General features: G+C 72.9%; 20 protein-coding genes. 7 read left to right on the top strand and 13 right to left on the bottom strand.

The features are described from left to right. The coding region (locus tag G3I41_RS17425) for a glycosyltransferase family 4 protein (RefSeq protein WP_164401146.1) at window positions 1–1188 on the bottom strand (1188 nt) is incomplete at its 3' end. Between the two features lie 176 nt (window positions 1189–1364). Between G3I41_RS17425 and G3I41_RS17420 the strand changes: the two genes are divergently transcribed. The 7 genes from G3I41_RS17420 to G3I41_RS17390 all read left to right on the top strand — a co-directional run bounded on the left by G3I41_RS17420 (window position 1365) and on the right by G3I41_RS17390 (window position 7771). Continuing rightward, window positions 1365–1964, top strand: coding sequence for a TetR family transcriptional regulator (locus G3I41_RS17420; protein WP_164401145.1), 600 nt, complete (start codon window positions 1365–1367; stop codon window positions 1962–1964). A gap of 126 nt (window positions 1965–2090) precedes the next feature. Then, window positions 2091–3338 carry a substrate-binding domain-containing protein gene (locus tag G3I41_RS17415; RefSeq protein ID WP_164401144.1) on the top strand — a complete coding sequence of 416 codons (1248 nt, stop codon included), beginning with the start codon at window positions 2091–2093 and terminating at the stop codon, window positions 3336–3338. 3 nt (window positions 3339–3341) lie between these two features. Beyond that, on the top strand, window positions 3342–4133 hold the full coding sequence (locus tag G3I41_RS17410) for an ABC transporter ATP-binding protein (RefSeq protein WP_343242157.1): 792 nt from the start codon (window positions 3342–3344) through the stop codon (window positions 4131–4133). After that, on the top strand, window positions 4130–4876 hold the full coding sequence (locus tag G3I41_RS17405; RefSeq protein WP_164401143.1) for an ABC transporter ATP-binding protein: 747 nt from the start codon (window positions 4130–4132) through the stop codon (window positions 4874–4876). Before G3I41_RS17410 ends, G3I41_RS17405 begins: the two co-directional genes overlap by 4 nt. Then, on the top strand, window positions 4876–5763 hold the full coding sequence (locus G3I41_RS17400) for a branched-chain amino acid ABC transporter permease (RefSeq protein WP_164401142.1): 888 nt from the start codon (window positions 4876–4878) through the stop codon (window positions 5761–5763). Before G3I41_RS17405 ends, G3I41_RS17400 begins: the two co-directional genes overlap by 1 nt. Further along, window positions 5760–6875, top strand: coding sequence for a branched-chain amino acid ABC transporter permease (locus tag G3I41_RS17395; RefSeq protein ID WP_164401141.1), 1116 nt, complete (start codon window positions 5760–5762; stop codon window positions 6873–6875). The genes G3I41_RS17400 and G3I41_RS17395 overlap by 4 nt, the downstream gene beginning before the upstream one ends. Beyond that, window positions 6872–7771 carry an alpha/beta hydrolase gene (locus tag G3I41_RS17390; protein ID WP_164401140.1) on the top strand — a complete coding sequence of 300 codons (900 nt, stop codon included), beginning with the start codon at window positions 6872–6874 and terminating at the stop codon, window positions 7769–7771. The genes G3I41_RS17395 and G3I41_RS17390 overlap by 4 nt, the downstream gene beginning before the upstream one ends. A gap of 77 nt (window positions 7772–7848) precedes the next feature. Here G3I41_RS17390 and G3I41_RS17385 read toward each other — a convergent pair whose 3' ends face one another. The 12 genes from G3I41_RS17385 to G3I41_RS17330 form a co-directional block, all read right to left on the bottom strand. Beyond that, window positions 7849–8337 carry a hypothetical protein gene (locus G3I41_RS17385; RefSeq protein WP_164401139.1) on the bottom strand — a complete coding sequence of 163 codons (489 nt, stop codon included), beginning with the start codon at window positions 8335–8337 and terminating at the stop codon, window positions 7849–7851. Window positions 8338–8386: 49 nt separating this feature from the next. After that, window positions 8387–8797: a gas vesicle protein K gene (locus G3I41_RS17380; RefSeq protein WP_164401138.1), complete on the bottom strand. Its 411-nt coding sequence runs from the start codon at window positions 8795–8797 to the stop codon at window positions 8387–8389. A gap of 55 nt (window positions 8798–8852) precedes the next feature. Further along, on the bottom strand, window positions 8853–9065 hold the full coding sequence (locus G3I41_RS17375; protein ID WP_164401137.1) for a gas vesicle protein: 213 nt from the start codon (window positions 9063–9065) through the stop codon (window positions 8853–8855). Beyond that, window positions 9062–9901: a GvpL/GvpF family gas vesicle protein gene (locus G3I41_RS17370; protein WP_164401136.1), complete on the bottom strand. Its 840-nt coding sequence runs from the start codon at window positions 9899–9901 to the stop codon at window positions 9062–9064. The genes G3I41_RS17375 and G3I41_RS17370 overlap by 4 nt, the downstream gene beginning before the upstream one ends. Next, a complete protein-coding gene (locus G3I41_RS17365) occupies window positions 9898–10326 on the bottom strand; it encodes a gas vesicle protein (protein ID WP_164401135.1) in 429 nt (142 codons plus the stop codon). The genes G3I41_RS17370 and G3I41_RS17365 overlap by 4 nt, the downstream gene beginning before the upstream one ends. Window positions 10327–10376: 50 nt before the next feature. Continuing rightward, the gene (locus G3I41_RS17360; RefSeq protein WP_164401134.1) at window positions 10377–11639 is read right to left on the bottom strand and encodes an SRPBCC family protein; all 1263 of its coding nucleotides are present in this window, start codon (window positions 11637–11639) and stop codon (window positions 10377–10379) included. Beyond that, the gene (locus G3I41_RS17355) at window positions 11632–12237 is read right to left on the bottom strand and encodes a hypothetical protein (protein ID WP_164401133.1); all 606 of its coding nucleotides are present in this window, start codon (window positions 12235–12237) and stop codon (window positions 11632–11634) included. The genes G3I41_RS17360 and G3I41_RS17355 overlap by 8 nt, the downstream gene beginning before the upstream one ends. A gap of 49 nt (window positions 12238–12286) precedes the next feature. Then, complete coding sequence (locus G3I41_RS17350; protein ID WP_164401132.1) at window positions 12287–12544, bottom strand: gas vesicle protein GvpG; 258 nt, start codon at window positions 12542–12544, stop codon at window positions 12287–12289. Window positions 12545–12592: 48 nt separating this feature from the next. After that, the gene (locus G3I41_RS17345; RefSeq protein WP_164401131.1) at window positions 12593–13303 is read right to left on the bottom strand and encodes a GvpL/GvpF family gas vesicle protein; all 711 of its coding nucleotides are present in this window, start codon (window positions 13301–13303) and stop codon (window positions 12593–12595) included. A 5-nt stretch (window positions 13304–13308) separates the two neighbouring features. Further along, complete coding sequence (locus G3I41_RS17340) at window positions 13309–13752, bottom strand: gas vesicle structural protein GvpA (protein WP_164401130.1); 444 nt, start codon at window positions 13750–13752, stop codon at window positions 13309–13311. A gap of 43 nt (window positions 13753–13795) precedes the next feature. Further along, on the bottom strand, window positions 13796–14146 hold the full coding sequence (locus tag G3I41_RS17335) for a gas vesicle protein (RefSeq protein WP_343242156.1): 351 nt from the start codon (window positions 14144–14146) through the stop codon (window positions 13796–13798). A gap of 123 nt (window positions 14147–14269) precedes the next feature. Next, window positions 14270–15511, bottom strand: a complete 1242-nt coding sequence (locus G3I41_RS17330; protein ID WP_164401129.1) for a PHB depolymerase family esterase — start codon at window positions 15509–15511, stop codon at window positions 14270–14272. Between the last annotated feature and the right edge of the window lie 280 nt (window positions 15512–15791).

Here is a 15791-nt window from a genome sequence, read left to right as displayed (position 1 = left end):
GGCGTCGCCGAGCAGCCGGCCGAGCGCGTCGGCGAGGGCGGCCGGGTCGCCGGGCGGGACCGCGAGGCAGGTCTCCCCGTCGGGGCCCGCGACCTCCGGGATGGCGCCGCCGGTCGTCGCGACGAGCGGGGTGCCGGTGGCCATGGCCTCGGCGGCGGGCAGCGAGAACCCCTCGTACAGCGAGGGGACGCAGGCGATCTGCGCACCGCGCACCAGGTCGACCAGCTCGGCGTCGCTGATGCCCTTGACGAACTCGACGGCGTCCGCGAGGCCGTGCCGCTCGATGGCCCGGGCGACCGGCCCGTCCTCGGCGCGCTTGCCGACGACGACGAGGTGGGCGGCCGGGTTGCCGGTACGGAGCTTGGCCAGCGCCTCCACGAGGTGGACGAGGCCCTTGAGCGGGACGTCGGCGCTCGACGTGGTGACGATGCGGCCCGGGACCTCGGGGACCGAGGGGTCGGGCGACCACAGATCGGTGTCGGCGCCGATGTGGACGACCCGGATGCGGCGCGGGTCGACGCCGAGGTGGTCCACGATCTCCTGCTTGGAGGAGCCGGAGACGGTGAGCACGGACGGCAGCCGGCGCGCGACCCGCTTCTGCATCCGGGTGAACCCGTACCAGCGGCGCACGGAGGCCCGGCGGCGCCGGCTCGTCGCGGCGTCCAGGTCGAGCTGCCGGTCGACGGTGATGGGGTGGTGGATCGTGGTGACCAGGGGCGCGCCGAGGTCGGCGAGGAGCCCGTAGCCGAGCGTCTGGTTGTCGTGGACGACGTCGAACTCGCCGCGCCGGGCGGCGAGGTGGCGCCGGGCCCGCAGGCTGAAGGTGAGCGGTTCGGGGAAGCCGCCGGTCCACATGGTGGCGACCTCGGCGGCGTCGATCCAGTCCCGGTACTCGCCGCGCTTCGGGGTGCGGAACGGGTCGGGCTGCCGGTACAGGTCGAGGCTGGGCAGTTCGGTGAGCGGGACGCCCTCGTCGAGGACCGGGTAGGGCTGGGCGCCGATGACTTCGACGCGGTGGCCGAGGCGGGCGAGCTCGCGGGCGAGGTGCCGTACGTAGACGCCCTGGCCGCCGCAGAAGGGGTTGCCCTTGTAGGTGAGGAGCGCGATGCGCAGGGGTCCGTCGCCGGGGCCCGTGCCCGGTGCGGCGACGCCCGTACGGGGGCCCGACTCAACGGCCTCAGCGGTCACACTCGGCCCCCTTCTCACTGCGTGTTCGCCGGAGCGTAACCGCTCGCGCTAATCTAGAACAAGTTTCAGACTGGGTAGTTCAATGAGCTACGAATCTACCGGCAGGTAGCTTCGACGCAACGGGCGGATCGGGTGATTCACGCCACGGCACACACCCTGGCCACGGGACGGGACACATGACAGCGGAAGCCAGACCGGCATCGCCGCCCCTGACGGAACGCCAGGAGGCCCGCCGTCGCCGCATCCTGCGGGCCACCGCCGAGCTGGCCGGCCGGGGCGGTTTCGAGGCCGTCCAGATGCGCGAGGTGGCGGAGGCCGCCGAGGTCGCCCTCGGCACCCTGTACCGGTACTTCCCGTCCAAGGTCCACCTCCTCGTCGCCACCCTGCACGACCGGCTCCAGCACCTGCGCACCGCCCTCCGCGAGCGCCCCCCGGCCGGGGACGACGCGGCCGCCCGGATCGCCGGGACGCTGCTGCGGGCGTTCCGCGCGATGGGACGTGAACCGCAGCTGGCGGACGCCATGATGCGCGCGCTGACCTTCGCGGACCGGGGCGCGAACAGCGAGGTCGACGCGGTCTCACGGCTCACGACGGCGATCATCCTGGACGCGCTGGGCAGCGGCCACCCGACGCCGGGGCAGCTCTCCGCCGTGCGGGTGATCGAGTACACCTGGCACTCCGCGCTGATCACCTGGCTCGCCGGCCGGACGTCGCTCGCCCAGGTGCGCACGGACATCGAGACGGTGTGCCGGCTGGTCGGCCCGGCGGCCCCCTGACCTCCTGCCATGTGCGGCGCCCACACGCCCCGGGGGCGAGGTGGGGTGCCCTGCACCATATCGACGGCGGCGCGGTGTCCATACGGTTCGGCGACATCACAGGAACACGCCGAGGAGCCGGTCACCATGCCCCGCAGCCGTACCGCCAGCAGAGCCCGCAGATCCCTCAGTGACATCCGTACCGTCGCCGTCCTGGCCGCAGCCGGCCTGGTACTGACGGGCTGTACCGCCGCCGGGAAGGCGGGCGGTTCCGACTCCGCCGGGACCGGCGACGACGCGGCCGTCAAGGTCGGCCTGGTGTACTCCAGGACCGGGCTCCTCGCCGACTACGGCAAGCAGTACCGGGACGGCTTCATGGCCGGTCTCGACTACGCCACCCAGGGCACCCGCGAGGTCGCCGGACACCGCATCGAGGTCAGCGAGCAGGACGACGCGGGCGACCCGGGCAAGGCGGTCTCCGCCGCGAAGAACCTCATCGGCAAGGGCTACAAGGTGCTGGCCGGCACCACCGATTCGGGCGTCGCCCTCCAGATGGCCCCGCTCGCCGCGCAGAACAAGGTGCTGTACGTCAGCGGACCGGCCGCGACCGACGCGGTGACCGGGATCAACGACTACACCTTCCGCTCCGGCCGCCAGTCCTACCAGGACATCCTGACGGCGGGCACGATGCTCGGCGACGCCAAGGGCAAGAAGGTCACGGTGCTCGCCCAGGACTCCACCTTCGGCCAGGCCAACGTGGCCGCCGTGAAGGCGGTCCTCGGCCAGAAGGGCGCGAAGGTCGGCTCGGTGCTGGCGCCGCCGAGCGCGACGGACCTGACGCCGTTCGCCCGGCAGGTCAAGGCGGGCGGCCCCGACCTGGTCTTCGTCGCCTGGGCCGGCTCCACCGCACCGGCGCTGTGGACCGCGCTCGACCAGCAGGGCGTGCTCGGCGCGAGCAAGGTCGTCACCGGCCTGGCCGGCACCGCCTCGTACCCGGTCTTCGGAGCCGCCGGGGCCAAGGTGTCGTTCCTGGCGCACTACTTCCCGGGCGCGGGCGGCGGCAACCCCGTGGAGAAGGCGATGCTGGACGCGGTGGAGAAGGACGGCGGCAGGCCCGACCTGTTCACGCCGGACGGCTTCACGGCCGCCCAGATGATCGTGCACGCCGTCGAGAAGGGCGGCGCCACCGACACCGCCGCGATGGTGAAGGCCCTGGAGGGCTGGAGCTTCGACGGGGTCAAGGGACCGGCCCGGGTGCGCGGCGAGGACCACGCGCTGCTCCAGCCGATGTTCGTGGCCAAGCTGGACGGCAAGGGCAAGACCGCCGAGCCGAAGCTGCTGGACACCGAGCAGCTGGACGCCGTCGCGCCGCCCGTGAAGCCCGCGGCGGGCTGACCCGTGACCGCAGCACCCCACACCCCCGGGCAGGCGGGCCCGGCGGACCGGGAGGCGCCCGTGCTCCGGCTGGACGGACTCGGCTGGAGCGTCGGCGGCGCCACCATCGTCCAGGACGTCTCCCTGAGCGTCCGCGAGGGCGAGTTCCTGGCCTTCATCGGGCCCAACGGAGCGGGCAAGACCTCCCTCTTCAACCTGATCAGCGGGCTGAACCTGCCGACCGCCGGGCGGATCGAGCTGGACGGCGCCGAGATGACCGACCGGCCCGCGCACGTCCGGGCCCGGCGCGGCGTCGGCCGGACCTTCCAGACGTCGAGCCTCTGGCCCGCGATGACCGTCGCCGACCACGTCCGGCTCGCCGCGCAGGCGGCCCGGGGCGGCTCGTACCGGCTGTGGCGGCGCGCCGACGCGTACACCGCCGAAGTGGCCGGTGTCCTGGAGCGCACCGGGCTCGGCCATCGGGCCGGGGCCACGGCGGGCGAGCTGTCGCACGGCGAGAAGCGGAAGCTGGAGCTGGCCGTGCTGCTGGTGGGCGAGCCCCGGCTGATGCTGCTCGACGAGCCGATGGCCGGGGTGAGCGCCGAGGAGGTCCCCGCCCTGACCGCACTCATCCGCACCCTGCACCGCGAGGAGGGGCGCACGGTCCTCATGGTCGAACACCACATGGACGTCCTGCTCGGCCTCGCCGACCGGCTCGCCGTGATGCACCACGGCCGGCTGCTCGCCCTGGACACCCCGGAGGCGGTCACCGCCGACCCGGTCGTGCAGCAGGCGTACCTCGGGGAGGGGCTGTGACGGAACAACCCCTCCTGGACGTACGGGATCTGCGGGTCCTGATCGGCGGCCGGCACATCCTGCACGGCGTCGACCTCGACGTCAGCGCGCACGGCGTCACCGCGCTCCTCGGGCGCAACGGTGCCGGGAAGACCACCACGGTCCGGGGCATCCTCGGGCTCGTCCCGCGCGCCGGGAGCGTCCGGCTCGACGGCGAGGAGACCGCGGGCCTGCCCACGCACGCCCTGGTCCGTCGCGGCATCGGCTACGCCCCCGAGGACCGGGGCGTCTTCGCCGGGCTGACCGTCGCGGAGAACCTGCGCCTGGCCGAGCGGCGCGGCGCGGGCGAGCCGGCGTACGGCCTGGTCCACGAGCTGTTCCCGGAACTCAAGCAGCGGGCACGGCAGTTGGCGGGGACGTTGTCGGGCGGCCAGCAGCAGATGGTGGCCATCGGGCGCACCCTGCTCAACGCCAACCGGCTGATCATCGCGGACGAACCGACGAAGGGCCTGGCGCCGAAGGTCGTCACCGAGGTGGCCCAGGTGCTGGAGCGGGCCGCCGAGGCGGTGCCGGTGCTCCTCGTGGAGCAGAACCTCGCCGTGGTGCGCCGGCTGGCGGGGCACTGCGTGGTCCTCGCCGACGGCCGCACCGCCCACCGGGGCCCGGCCGCCGAGCTGCTGGGCGACGCGGAGGCGGCCCGCACGCTGCTCGGCGTGGGCCACGGCCCGCTCCCCGCACACCCTTCCGTGAAGGCGGATTCCTGATGTCCACCCTCGTCCTGCTCACCATGACCGGACTCGGTCTGGGGGCCCTCTACTTCCTCGTCGCGTCCGGACTGTCACTGATCTTCGGCCTGATGGACGTACTCAACTTCGCGCACGGGGCGCTGCTGTCCATCGGCGCGTACGGCACCTGGTGGGCCGCGTCCGGGAACCTCCCCGGCGCGGGCCCCGGCGGCGCCGGCTTCGCCCTGGCGGTCCTGTTCGGTACGGCGGTGGGCACCGCCGCCGCCGTGCTCCTCGAACTCGCGGTCGTCCGCCCGCTCTACACCCGGCCGCGCGAACAGGTGCTCGCCACGGTCGGGGTGGGGCTCGCGGTCCCCGCGCTGCTCTCCGGCGTCTGGGGCTCGGACGCCCACACCTTCCCCGGGCCCGAGGCGCTGTCCGGCACCTTCGGGCTGCTGGGCGCGCGGGTCCCGGTCAACCGGCTGGTCCTGGTGGGCGCGGCGGTCGTGGTGCTGGTCGCGCTGCGGCTGTTCCTCGGGCGGACCCGGCACGGCCTGGTCGTCCGGGCGGGCGTCGAGGACCGGGCGATGGTCACCGCGCTCGGCATCGACGTCCGCAAGGCGTTCACGCTGGTCTTCGCGATCGGCGGCTGCGCGGCGGCGCTGGGCGGGGCGCTCGGCGGGCTGTACTTCGGCTCGGTCGACCCGCGCCAGGGCACCTCGCTGCTGATCTTCGCGTTCGTCGTCGTGGTCACCGGCGGCATGGGCTCGGTGACGGGCGCCGCCGTGGCGTCGGTGGTCATCGGCCTGGTCCAGCAGTTCGCCAACTACTACACCGCAGCGGGGCTCGGCGACCTGGCCGTCGTCGTCCTGCTCGCCGTGCTGCTGCTGATCCGGCCGCGCGGACTGACGGGGAGGCTCGCGTGAGCACCGCCACCGACACACCCGACCGCACCACCGGGCGCGCCGCCCCCGGGCCGGTCCCCGCCGGTCGCTTCCGCCCGCTGCGCTGGTGGCCCGCCGCCGTCCTGCTCGTCCTGGCCGTCGCCCCGTTCAGCGCGGTGCCGGTGCCGGGGCTGCTGGACGGACCGCTGGGCTCGGCCGGAAGCCTGCAACTCCTGGCCACCTGTCTGCTGTTCGGAGCCCTGGCCACCGGTTACGACCTGCTGCTCGGGCGGACCGGGCTGCTCTCCTTCGGCCACGCCCTGTACTTCGCGGCGGGCAGTTACGCCACCAACCTGTTCCTCCTCGAAGCGGGGCTGCCGTTCGCGCTCGCCACGGTCCTCGGGCTGCTCTTCGGAACCGCGCTCGCCCTGGCCCTGGGGTCGGTGAGCCTGCGCGTGACCGGGATCGGCTTCTCCATGGTGACCCTGGCCTTCGCCCAGGCGGGCTCGATCCTGGTGTCCCGGAACCCCGGCGGCGTCACCGGCGGCGAGGAGGGCCGGGCGGCCCCCTCCGACCTGCTGCCGTCCTCGCTGGTCGGCATCGACAACACCGCCAACCTGTACTGGATCGCGCTGGCCTACCTGGTCCTGACCCTGGGCGTCGTGCACTGGGCGGTGCGCTCCCCCACCGGCCGGGTCTGGGAGGGCATCAAGGAGAACGAGCGCCGGGTGGAGGTCCTGGGCCTGAAGCCGTACGGGTTCAAGCTGACGGCCTTCGTCGTCGCCGGGGCGCTCGCGGCGCTCGGCGGGATCGTGCACCTGCTGCTGACGGGCGGCTCGACCCCTCAGACGACCACCTCCGACTTCACGCTGTCGCTGCTGGTGATGGTGGTGCTCGGCGGCTCGGGCACCCGGTGGGGCCCGATGGTCGGCGGCATCCTCTACACCTGGGCCGATCACCGGCTCGGCGATCTCGCCGGGTCGGGCGCGGTCGCGGACCTGCCGGCGGTCCTGCGCGTACCGCTGTCGCAGCCGCTGTTCCTGCTGGGCGTGCTGTTCGTGGCCGTGGTACATCTGCTGCCCGGCGGCCTGGCCCGGTTGCCGTCCCGGCTGAGGGCGGCGGCCTCGAACCGTAAGGAGACCGGAGTCAGTTGAGCCCGCTCGCGGAGTACGAAGAGATCGAGGTCCCCGTGCGCGGGGGCTCCCTGACCGCCCTGCGCTGGCCGGCCGCCGACCCGGAGGCCCCGGTCGTGGTGGCGCTGCACGGCATCACCTCCAACGCCCTGTCCTGGGCCGCGGTGGCCCGGCTGCTGGCCGGCCGGGTCACCCTGGTCGCCCCGGATTTGCGCGGCCGGGCCGGGAGCGCCCATCTGCCGGGCCCGTACGGGATCGCCGCGCACACCGACGACGTCGCCGCGCTGACCGAGGCCCTGGGCCGGGAGCGGGTGGTCCTCGCGGGCCACTCGATGGGCGCGTTCGTGGCGGCCCTCGCGGCGGTGCGCCACCCGGACCGCTTCGGGCCGCTGCTCCTCGTGGACGGCGGCGTCGGCTTCCCCGCCCCGACGCACCTGACGCCCGACGAGCTGATGACGGCGGTGATCGGCCCGGCGATGGACCGGCTGTCGATGACCTTCCCGGACCGGGCTGCCTACCGGGCGTTCTGGCAGGCGCATCCGGCGTTCGCCGGGGCGTGGTCGGAGGAGGTGGACGCGTACATCCAGCGCGATCTGACGGGCGCGGAGCCGGCCCTGCGCTCGTCGTGCCGGATCGAGGCGATCCGCACGGACGGGGTCGGCCTGTTCGACGAGGAGGTCCTGTCGGCGGTGCGGAGGCTGCCTGCCGACGCGACGCTGCTGTGGGCGGCGCGCGGCCTCATGGACGAGGAGCAGGGCCTGTACGACGAGGCCCGGCTGGCCGCCGCCGGACTGGACGGGACCCGGGTGGAGCCGGTCGCGGTGAAGGACGTGAACCACTACACGGTCCTCACGGGGGACAGGGGTGCGGGCGAGGTGGCCGACCGCCTGGTCGCCTGCGCGCTACGGGCGGGCTGACACGGCGTCAAGGGGCCGGCCCCGCCGCGGTGGCGTGGGGCCGGCCCCTTCGTGCGCCGGGCCGTGGACCGGCGGGATCAGATCCTGCCGTTCGCCAGCCTCGTCAGCGGGCCGGTACGCGGCTTGGCGGTCGCGCGCCCGGTCGCGAAGGCCACACCGGCGAGACCGACCACACCCACGGCGGCGCCGGTGGCTATCGCCTTCCTTAGCTTGATGACGGTCCAGGCCGTGGTGGCGGCGCTCCCGACCCTGGCCACGTTGGCCGTCACGACCTGCCGGCCGCTCTGGAGGCCGGAGACGGCGGCCTGACCGGCGCGCTGCGTGATTCCGCCGGCCTCGCTCGCGCTGTCCGCGGCCGAGTCCTTGGCGTTCGCGGCGGCGGTCTTCGCCTTGGCGGCCGTGGACTTCGCCCCGCCGGCCGTGGCCTTGGCCTTGGCCGCGGTGCTCTTGGCCTGCGCGCCGCCGGAGCCGGCGGTCCTTCTGGACGTACCGGTGGCCTTCCGGGCGGTGCTGGTCCTCCCCTTGCTCGGGGAGGAATTACTCGTTTCCTTGTTCTCGTCGGTCATGGCGTCCTCCTTGCCTTCGGTGTCGCGATGAAACCCGGGTGCGGAGCGTTCATGCGCCGCTCTGCGGCAGCAGGGAGCCGAGCGGTCCCAGGTCGAGATTGAGGTCGTCCATCGTCAGGTGGTACCGGTCGCACAGCTCGGTCATGCGCTCGTGCAGGATCATCAGCGTCATGCCGACCCGCTCCTCCTGCTGCTCGCTCAGGTCGCCCTGGTCGACGCGGTGGAGGGCGGTGCGTTCCATGAGCTGGCGCAGCAGTTCGACGATGGTGAGCACCAGCTTCATGAGGTCCCGCTCGACGGTGTCCGGGTCGGTCTCCAGCCTCCGCGCGCCGGCCGGAGCGGGGCCGTCGTCCGGATGCGCCGGGCTGAGCCCGAACGAACGGGCCGCCGCCTCCGCCACGGCTTCGGCCACGGCGGCGGGGGGAGCGGGTGCGCCGCGTTCGTCGTCGCGCTCGGTCATGCCGTCCTCCTCCTCGTCCGGATGATGGGGCGGAACGCCCCGGGGGGCCACGGGCTCACCACGGCGCCGGCTCCTCGCCGGTGATCGACCGGATCACCGCTCGCAGGTTGATGTGGACGAGGTCGACGTCGGCGATGGACAGGACCAGATCGCCGGTGAGCACCGCCCCGCCGTTCAGGAGGCGGTCCAGGAGGTCGATCAGCGCGACGGGCGGGCCCTCCCGGGACTCGGACGGGCCGAGTACGCTCCCGACGAGCTCCGCGCTCACGGCCCCTCACCGCCGTCCGGATCCACCGGGGTGGCGAACGAGTAGGGCGCCCAGGGCCCCGTCACCTCGACCGACACCCCGGGGACACCGTCGGCCAGGCCGGTGAGCGTCCGGCGCAGTTCCTCGGTGCGTGCCCGGGGGACGAGATACGCCTCGTTGGCCACGTTCACGCCGGAGTGGGAGGCCAGCTGCCCCTGCTGCGGGCGGTGGACCACGCGCGAGGCGACGACGCCCCGGGTCAGCTCCCCGGCGCGGACAATCAGATCGGACGCGGCCCGGTAGGCGTCCTGGTCCCTGCGCCGCGTCGCCCGGCGCTGCTGCAGATAGGCCCGTCCCGCACCGGCTCCGGCCGACGTCACGGCGGCCGGGGCCGGCGCGGCGGCCGTCCGGGGATCGGCGTAGACCTTCATGCCCAGTTCGACGTGGCCCTCCAGCCGGCCCAGCAGGTCCTCGAAGTCGCCGCGTCGCCGGAGCAGCATGTCGGCGACCCGGGCGTCGTCCAGGTAGACCGTGGCCAGCCGCATCGGCAGCACCGAGGTCTCGGCGAACGCGCCGTCCACCACGGCGTGATGGGCCCGGGCGAGCGTTTCGAGCCGTGCCAGGTCCTCCAGCTGTGCGGACAGGCCCTGCGCTCCGAAGGTGTCCGCCGGTACCCGGGAGACGAGCGCGCTGAGCCCGCCCGCGGTCACCGGGTACAGGGGGTGGCCGTCCACGCCCGGCAGGCGGGAGGCGAGTCCGTGGAGTGCGGGGCCCTCCCGCCCGACGGCGTAGACGTAGGACAACTGCTCGCCGCCCGGGTCCGGGAGCCCGGATGCCCCGTCCGTCCGGATGCTCATCGCTCCTCCTCCTCTGCGGCCCGGTCCCGCTGCCCCGGGGCGTCCCCCGCCTCGGGGAGCCCGGCAGCCGACCGCATCCGGGCCAGCTCGGCCCGCAGCCGGTCGTTCTCCTCGGCCAGGGCATCGCTCCCGGGGCGCGCCTCGCTCTCGCGCGCGGGCCGGGCCCGTGAGGAGAGCGAGGGATCGTGCTCCCACCAGTCGATGCCCATTTCCTTGGCCTTGTCGACCGAGGCGACGAGCAGCCGCAGCTTGATGGTGAGCAGCTCGATGTCGAGCAGGTTGATCTGGATGTCACCGGCGATGACGACACCCTTGTCCAGCACCCTTTCCAGGATGTCGGCGAGGTTGGCCGACGAGCCCTGCCCGTACGCCGGGGAGCTTCCCCTGGGTGGGGCCGGCAGCCGGCCGGCGAGTGAATCGGACACGGTCTCTCACGCCTTTCATGGGTGTCGTACGCGGCCGGGCGCTGCCCGGGTCAGCGGCGGCCGGCGGCGGTCCGGCGGCGGGAACGGCGGGCCGGCCGGGATTCCTCCTCCGGCTCCTCGTCCTCCGGCTCCTCCTCGGCCTGCTCGTCGTCGGCGTCCTCGTAGCCGGACTCCTCCTCGTCGACGGGCTCGTCCGCCGGTTCGGCTTCGTCCTCGGGCTCCTCGAACTCGTCCGCCGGCTCCTCGTCCTCGTCGGCGGGCTCGTCCTCGTCGGCTTCCTCGTCCGCCGGCTCCACGTCCTCGTCGGCGGGCTCGTCCTCGTCGGCGAGTTCGTCGTCCAGCGGTTCTTCCTCGCCGTCCTCGGCGTTCTCGAAGTCGTCCGCCTCTTCGTCGGCCGGTTCGTCCTCGGCCGCGTCGCCGCGTGCGCCGTCGTCCTCGTCCTCGGAGCCGGTCCCGGCGTCCTGGCCGTCGGACTCCTCCTGCTCGATCGCCTCGTCGTGGCTGACGACGACCTCGCCGTCGCGGATCTCGCCCCGCCAGCCGTCGGTCGCCTCACCGCGCATCATGATGAACTTGCGGTAGAGCTTCAGGTCCAGCCGGGCGCGACGGCCCTGAGCACGCCAGATGTTGCCGGTCTTCTCGAACAGCCCCTTGGGGAAGTACTCGAGGACCAGCAGGACGCGGGTGAGGTCGTCGGTGATCGCGTGGAAGGTGACCACGCCCTTGACGGTGCCCTTGGCACCCTCGGTGGTCCAGGTGATGCGTTCGTCCGGCACCTGCTCGGTGACGTTCGCCTTCCAACTGCGGGTGGACTTGGCGACCTTGACCTTCCAGTTGCTGGTGGTGTCGTCGGCCTTCTCCACGCTCACGACGCCCTTGGCGAACGTGCTGAACTCCTGGAACTGGGTCCACTGGTCGTACGCCTCGCGGACGGGCACGCCGACGTCGATGTCCTCGACGACGGTGACGCTCTTGGACTTGCCGCCGCCGGACTTGCGCCCCTTGCCGAACAATCCCTTGACCTTGTCCTTCATCTTGTCCTTGAGGTGCGAGGCACCCGCACCGATCGCCGCCTGGGCGGGTGACTTGCCGTCCTTGAGGGCCTGTCCGCCCTTGGCGAGGCTCTTCAGGGCGCCGCCCCCGCCGCCCGGCTCCGCGAGTTTGGACACCGATTCCCCGAGCCGGTGCCCCAGCTGGGTCACCGTGTGCTCGGCGCGGGCGCGGAGGTAGTTCTGCAGTTCCTCCTTGAGCCGTTCGGCGGCCGGGCTCCCGACGACGTCGTCCTTGATCCCCTTGATCGCGGAGTCAGGCATTGCTGCCTCCCCGGGTCTTGCGGGTCCTGGAGGTCGCGGTCTTGGCGGCCCCGGCCGTACGCTTGCGGGCGGGCGCTGCGGCCTTCCCGGCCTTCCCCGCGCTCGCGGAGCGGCCGCCGCCCGACGCGGGCCGGCTCTTCGGGGCGGCCTTCTTGGCCGACGCGGCGGTCTTGCGGGCGGAGCCACCGCGCTTCGGCTTCTCGTCGCGGTCCTCCGTGTCCTCGTCCCCGTCGTCGTCGGACGCCCTCGGGTCCTCGGTGTCCTCGTCGTCCTCGTACGGTTCGTCGTCCTCGGCAGCGGGGCCCGCCGACAGCGACTGGGTGCGCCGTTGCAGGGATTCGGCGAGGCTGCCGGCCCGCTGGGTGACGGCCTTGGTGGCCGCCGTCCTGGTCGCGTCCACCAGTTCCTTGCGGACCTGGTCGTTGAGCGGGCCCAGGGCGGACGATTCGGCCAGCATCCGGCCGATCCGCCTCGGGTCGAGGTCGAACTTCTTGCCGAGGAGGAACATGCCGAATCCCACGGCGAGTTTGGCCTTCTTCGTGCGGCCGAGCAGGTATCCGCCCACCAGGGCCGCGCCTATCTTGGCGTTCTTCGTCATCTGTGATGCACCTCGGGTCTCCCCCGGTCGTATGTGGTCCGATCGCCGGTCACGGCGTGTTCCGTGCGCCGTTGCGGTACTCCTCGATCTCGTCGAGCCGGTCGAGCAGTTCGTCCTCGCGCCGGTCGAACTCCTCGGGCCCGATGAGCCCGCTGTTCAGCTCCTGTTCCAGCTGCGCGAGCCGGGCCCGCACCGGTTCGGGGTCGTAGTACTCGTCCTCGGCCGCGTGGACGACCTGGTCGAGGACCCACACCGTTCCCCGGACGGGGGCCAGCGGCAGGGTCAGCAGTTGCGTGATGAGTCCCATGCCGGCAGATCACCTCCGATCCCGGGCCGGGCGGGGCCGCGGCAGCCGTCAGACGAAGCTGTACGGCGGCAGGGGCCCGGTCAGGGTGTACGTGTAGGCGTCGCCCCGCGTCTCGGCCTCACGCCGGACCGCCTCCACGAAGGCGTCCGCCTCCGCCCGGGGCACGAGGAAGGACAGGTTCAGGAAGTGCTGGGGCCCCGGCTCCGCGGAAGAGCTGCGGGTGGCCGCGCCCGCCAGACGGCCGGCGACCTCCTCGGCCTCCCTGGCGTGGCGGGCGCTCACCTCCTGGGCCACCATCTCGCCCAGCGCGAGCCGGTCGTCATGGCTGCCCTGGGCGCGCGCCCGCTCGTTGAGCTGCCGTATCTCCTGGGATTCGGTCATGATCTCCCGCAGGAGGTCGTCCTCGTCGCGGCCGGCCTTCAGGTTGTACTCGACCTGTCCGTCCAGTTCCGCGAGCCGCTTCCCGTAGGCGTCGGCCTCCCGTTCGAGGGCGGCGGTGACCTCCTCGTCGGCGGGACCCACCAGGCCGAAGCGCATCGGCAGGGTGGCTCCCTGCCCCATCAGAGCCTCCAGGACGCCCTGGTGGGCCAGGACGTCCCGGCGCTTCGCGCGCAGCCCCTCAGGAGCGTCGCTGACGACCGCGGCCAGGCGGTCGGTGCGCAGGATCCGCAGGTCCGCGGGCGGGTCGCCGACCCCGCGCAGGCCGTCCAGCGGCAACGGGTGGCCGGCGTCGGTGATGGCGTAGATGTACGTGGGCACTGCTGCTACTCCTCGCGTCGCTGGGTCTGACGGCTGGACGTGGACTTACGGGCGGTCCGCTTGCGCGGCGGCTCCTCCTCCTCGGGCTCCTCGCGCTTGCCCTGCAACGATTCGCTGAACGCCTCGACGGCTCCGGTGAGCGCGCCCTTGGACTTCCCCTTGGCGCCGCTCTCCGTCATGTCGCCGACCAGGTCGGTGAGCTGGCTCGGGGCCTTGCGGCCGGATTCGAGATCGAGCCGGTTGCACGCCTCGGCGAACCGCAGATAGGTGTCGACACTGGCGACCACCACGCGGACGTCGATTTTCAGAATTTCGATGCCGACCAGGGAGACGCGGACGAATGCGTCGATCACCAGGCCGCGGTCGAGTATGAGCTCGAGAACATCGTAGAGATTTCCCGAGCCGCCGCTCCCGCCGGACGACGCGTTGCTCTGCTGTACGAGTGTCATGGGAACCCCTTTCGGTGATCTTTTCGTTCGACGACGGAGTTCCTCAGCGACGGTCGATCTGTCCCCGGGCATACCGACGTACGCGTTCGTAGGACATGAGCCGTCCTCGGGGATCGAGTTGCACCCGGTAGGAGGCCAGCACACTCATCGTGTCCGGAACCTTCTCCAGCTCGACCACCTCGACATCCGCCGACCAGCCGTCGTCCGTGGCTTTCACCGCGGAGACCGAATCGGGCTCGCACTGAAGCATTTCGGTGAGCTGTGCGGCGGCTTGCCGCATCGCGGTGAGCGCGTCGACGCGCTCTTCCTCCTGCGCCTTTCCGGTGTCCTTTTCGGTACTCATCCTTCCCCTGTCGCCGGGGAGTGCCGCTTCCTGTCCGGCCTCCGTCGTCATGGCTTCCGTTCGCATGCCCGTGCATTCCGGAGACATGCGTCGGTGGGCCGGAATGACGACGACGCGGGTTTTCCGCGGCTGCCGGGGACGGGCAGCCGCGGAAAACCCGCGTCGTCGTGGTGTTCAGCCGGCGCAGCCGCTGTCCGCGATCACGAAGTACCCGGCGGGGGACTCCCTGAGGGTGTGGCTGACGAACACGTTGTACAGACCCATGTTCTGGCCGGAGCCGTTGGCGTACACGTACCCGCCGGACATGTGGGCCCGGCCCGCCGTGACGTGGGCGTAGTTGGTGGCGGTGTAGCACTGCGCGGGTTCGGGGTCGCCCGGGTCTCCGGGATCGCCCGGGTCGCCGGGGTCGCCCGGTTCGGTGCCGCCGTCCAGGCCCCAGAAGACGCCCGTGTAGTACGTGGAGCAGAGGGTGTTCAGGAAGTACGCGGCCGTCGAGCCGCACTGCCGGTCGCCCGAGCCGGGGCTGACGGGCAGACCGTGGCCCATGCCGGAGACCGAGTACATCTCCACGGCCGGCCGGCCGGAGGCGTCGTTGTAGACGGTGCGCGTGGTGCTGCCGGGGAGGCTGTCCGTGGACGACGGGGTCTGGCCGATGCCCCACACATCGGTCCACTGGTCGCGCAGGGCCGTGGCGTTGGCCGGGTAGACCGTGTAGTCCGAGGTGCCCTGCCAGATCGCGACCCGGGGCCACGGACCCTTGTATCCGGGGTACGCGGCACGGACCTTGTCGCCCCACTGGGCGGGCGTCAGCTTCTGCGGGCCCGTCTGGCAGCCGGAGGCGGCGGCCTGGCTCGTCGCGCACTGGGCGGGCAGCCCGGAGGCCACCGAACCGCCGGCGAAGACGTCCGGGTAGGCGGCGAGCAGGTCGGCGGTCATCCCGCCGCCCGCCGAGAGCCCGGTGACGAACACCCGGTCCGCGTCGGAGCCGTAGGTCTTCTTCGCGTAGTCGACCATCTGGACGATCGACGCGGCCTCACCCCTGCCCCGGGTGTCCTCGGCCGGGTCGAACCAGCCGAAGCAGGACAGCGCGTTGTTCGCCGAGGTGGTCTGCGGGAAGACGACGGCGAAACCCCACTCGTCGGCGTACTTCGGCCAGCCGGAGTTGGTGTAGTAGGCGTTCGCGGTCTGCGTGCAGCCGTGCAGGGCGACGACCAGAGGGGCGTTCGCGGGGAGTCCTGCCGGGGTGTACGCGTACATCTGGAGGTTGCCGGGGTTGGAGCCGAAGCCGGTCACCTGCTGGAGGCCGGCAGCGGCGGCGGGCTGCGCGGTGGTGACGCTCAGCGTCGCCGCGAGCAGGCCGAGGACGGCCGTCGCCGCGAGGCGGCGGAGGAGGCGTTTCAGGATCGGTGGGCGCATGGGTGCTTTCTCCCTGCCGTGGGGGTACGGGTCGCTGCCGGAACCTATGAGGGGCGCCGGGCCCCGCCCATGGGACCGGTGGCCACACCCCGGCTCCCGCTGTGTGCCCCGACGCCCTTGCGCGACGGTGGGGGCGGCGACGGGCTCCCGGCGGCGGCCCCCTCCGGCCGCGGCGCGGCCCCCGCACGGGGCCCCGCACCATGTACGCCCGCACCATGCGCCGGTACGCGGGTGTGTGCACCGACGCCGTGTGACGCGGGCCCGCGCGTACCTACGGTGA

The sequence above is a fragment of the Streptomyces sp. SID9727 genome (assembly GCF_010550605.1).
In the GTDB taxonomy this organism is placed as follows: Bacteria; Actinomycetota; Actinomycetes; order Streptomycetales; family Streptomycetaceae; genus Streptomyces.
This window is presented reverse-complemented; position numbering and strand designations above follow the sequence as displayed.

What these genes read in the sequence shown, in the direction of transcription:
- G3I41_RS17420 (WP_164401145.1), top strand. Translation starts at nt 1,365, where the DNA reads ATGACAGCGGAAGCCAGACCGGCATCGCCGCCCCTGACGGAACGCCAG.
- G3I41_RS17415 (WP_164401144.1), top strand. Translation starts at nt 2,091, where the DNA reads ATGCCCCGCAGCCGTACCGCCAGCAGAGCCCGCAGATCCCTCAGTGAC.
- G3I41_RS17400 (WP_164401142.1), top strand. Translation starts at nt 4,876, where the DNA reads ATGTCCACCCTCGTCCTGCTCACCATGACCGGACTCGGTCTGGGGGCC.
- G3I41_RS17385 (WP_164401139.1), bottom strand. Translation starts at nt 8,337, where the DNA reads ATGACCGACGAGAACAAGGAAACGAGTAATTCCTCCCCGAGCAAGGGG.
- G3I41_RS17380 (WP_164401138.1), bottom strand. Translation starts at nt 8,797, where the DNA reads ATGACCGAGCGCGACGACGAACGCGGCGCACCCGCTCCCCCCGCCGCC.
- G3I41_RS17370 (WP_164401136.1), bottom strand. Translation starts at nt 9,901, where the DNA reads ATGAGCATCCGGACGGACGGGGCATCCGGGCTCCCGGACCCGGGCGGC.
- G3I41_RS17360 (WP_164401134.1), bottom strand. Translation starts at nt 11,639, where the DNA reads ATGCCTGACTCCGCGATCAAGGGGATCAAGGACGACGTCGTCGGGAGC.
- G3I41_RS17355 (WP_164401133.1), bottom strand. Translation starts at nt 12,237, where the DNA reads ATGACGAAGAACGCCAAGATAGGCGCGGCCCTGGTGGGCGGATACCTG.
- G3I41_RS17350 (WP_164401132.1), bottom strand. Translation starts at nt 12,544, where the DNA reads ATGGGACTCATCACGCAACTGCTGACCCTGCCGCTGGCCCCCGTCCGG.
- G3I41_RS17340 (WP_164401130.1), bottom strand. Translation starts at nt 13,752, where the DNA reads ATGACACTCGTACAGCAGAGCAACGCGTCGTCCGGCGGGAGCGGCGGC.
- G3I41_RS17335 (WP_343242156.1), bottom strand. Translation starts at nt 14,146, where the DNA reads ATGACGACGGAGGCCGGACAGGAAGCGGCACTCCCCGGCGACAGGGGA.
- G3I41_RS17330 (WP_164401129.1), bottom strand. Translation starts at nt 15,511, where the DNA reads ATGCGCCCACCGATCCTGAAACGCCTCCTCCGCCGCCTCGCGGCGACG.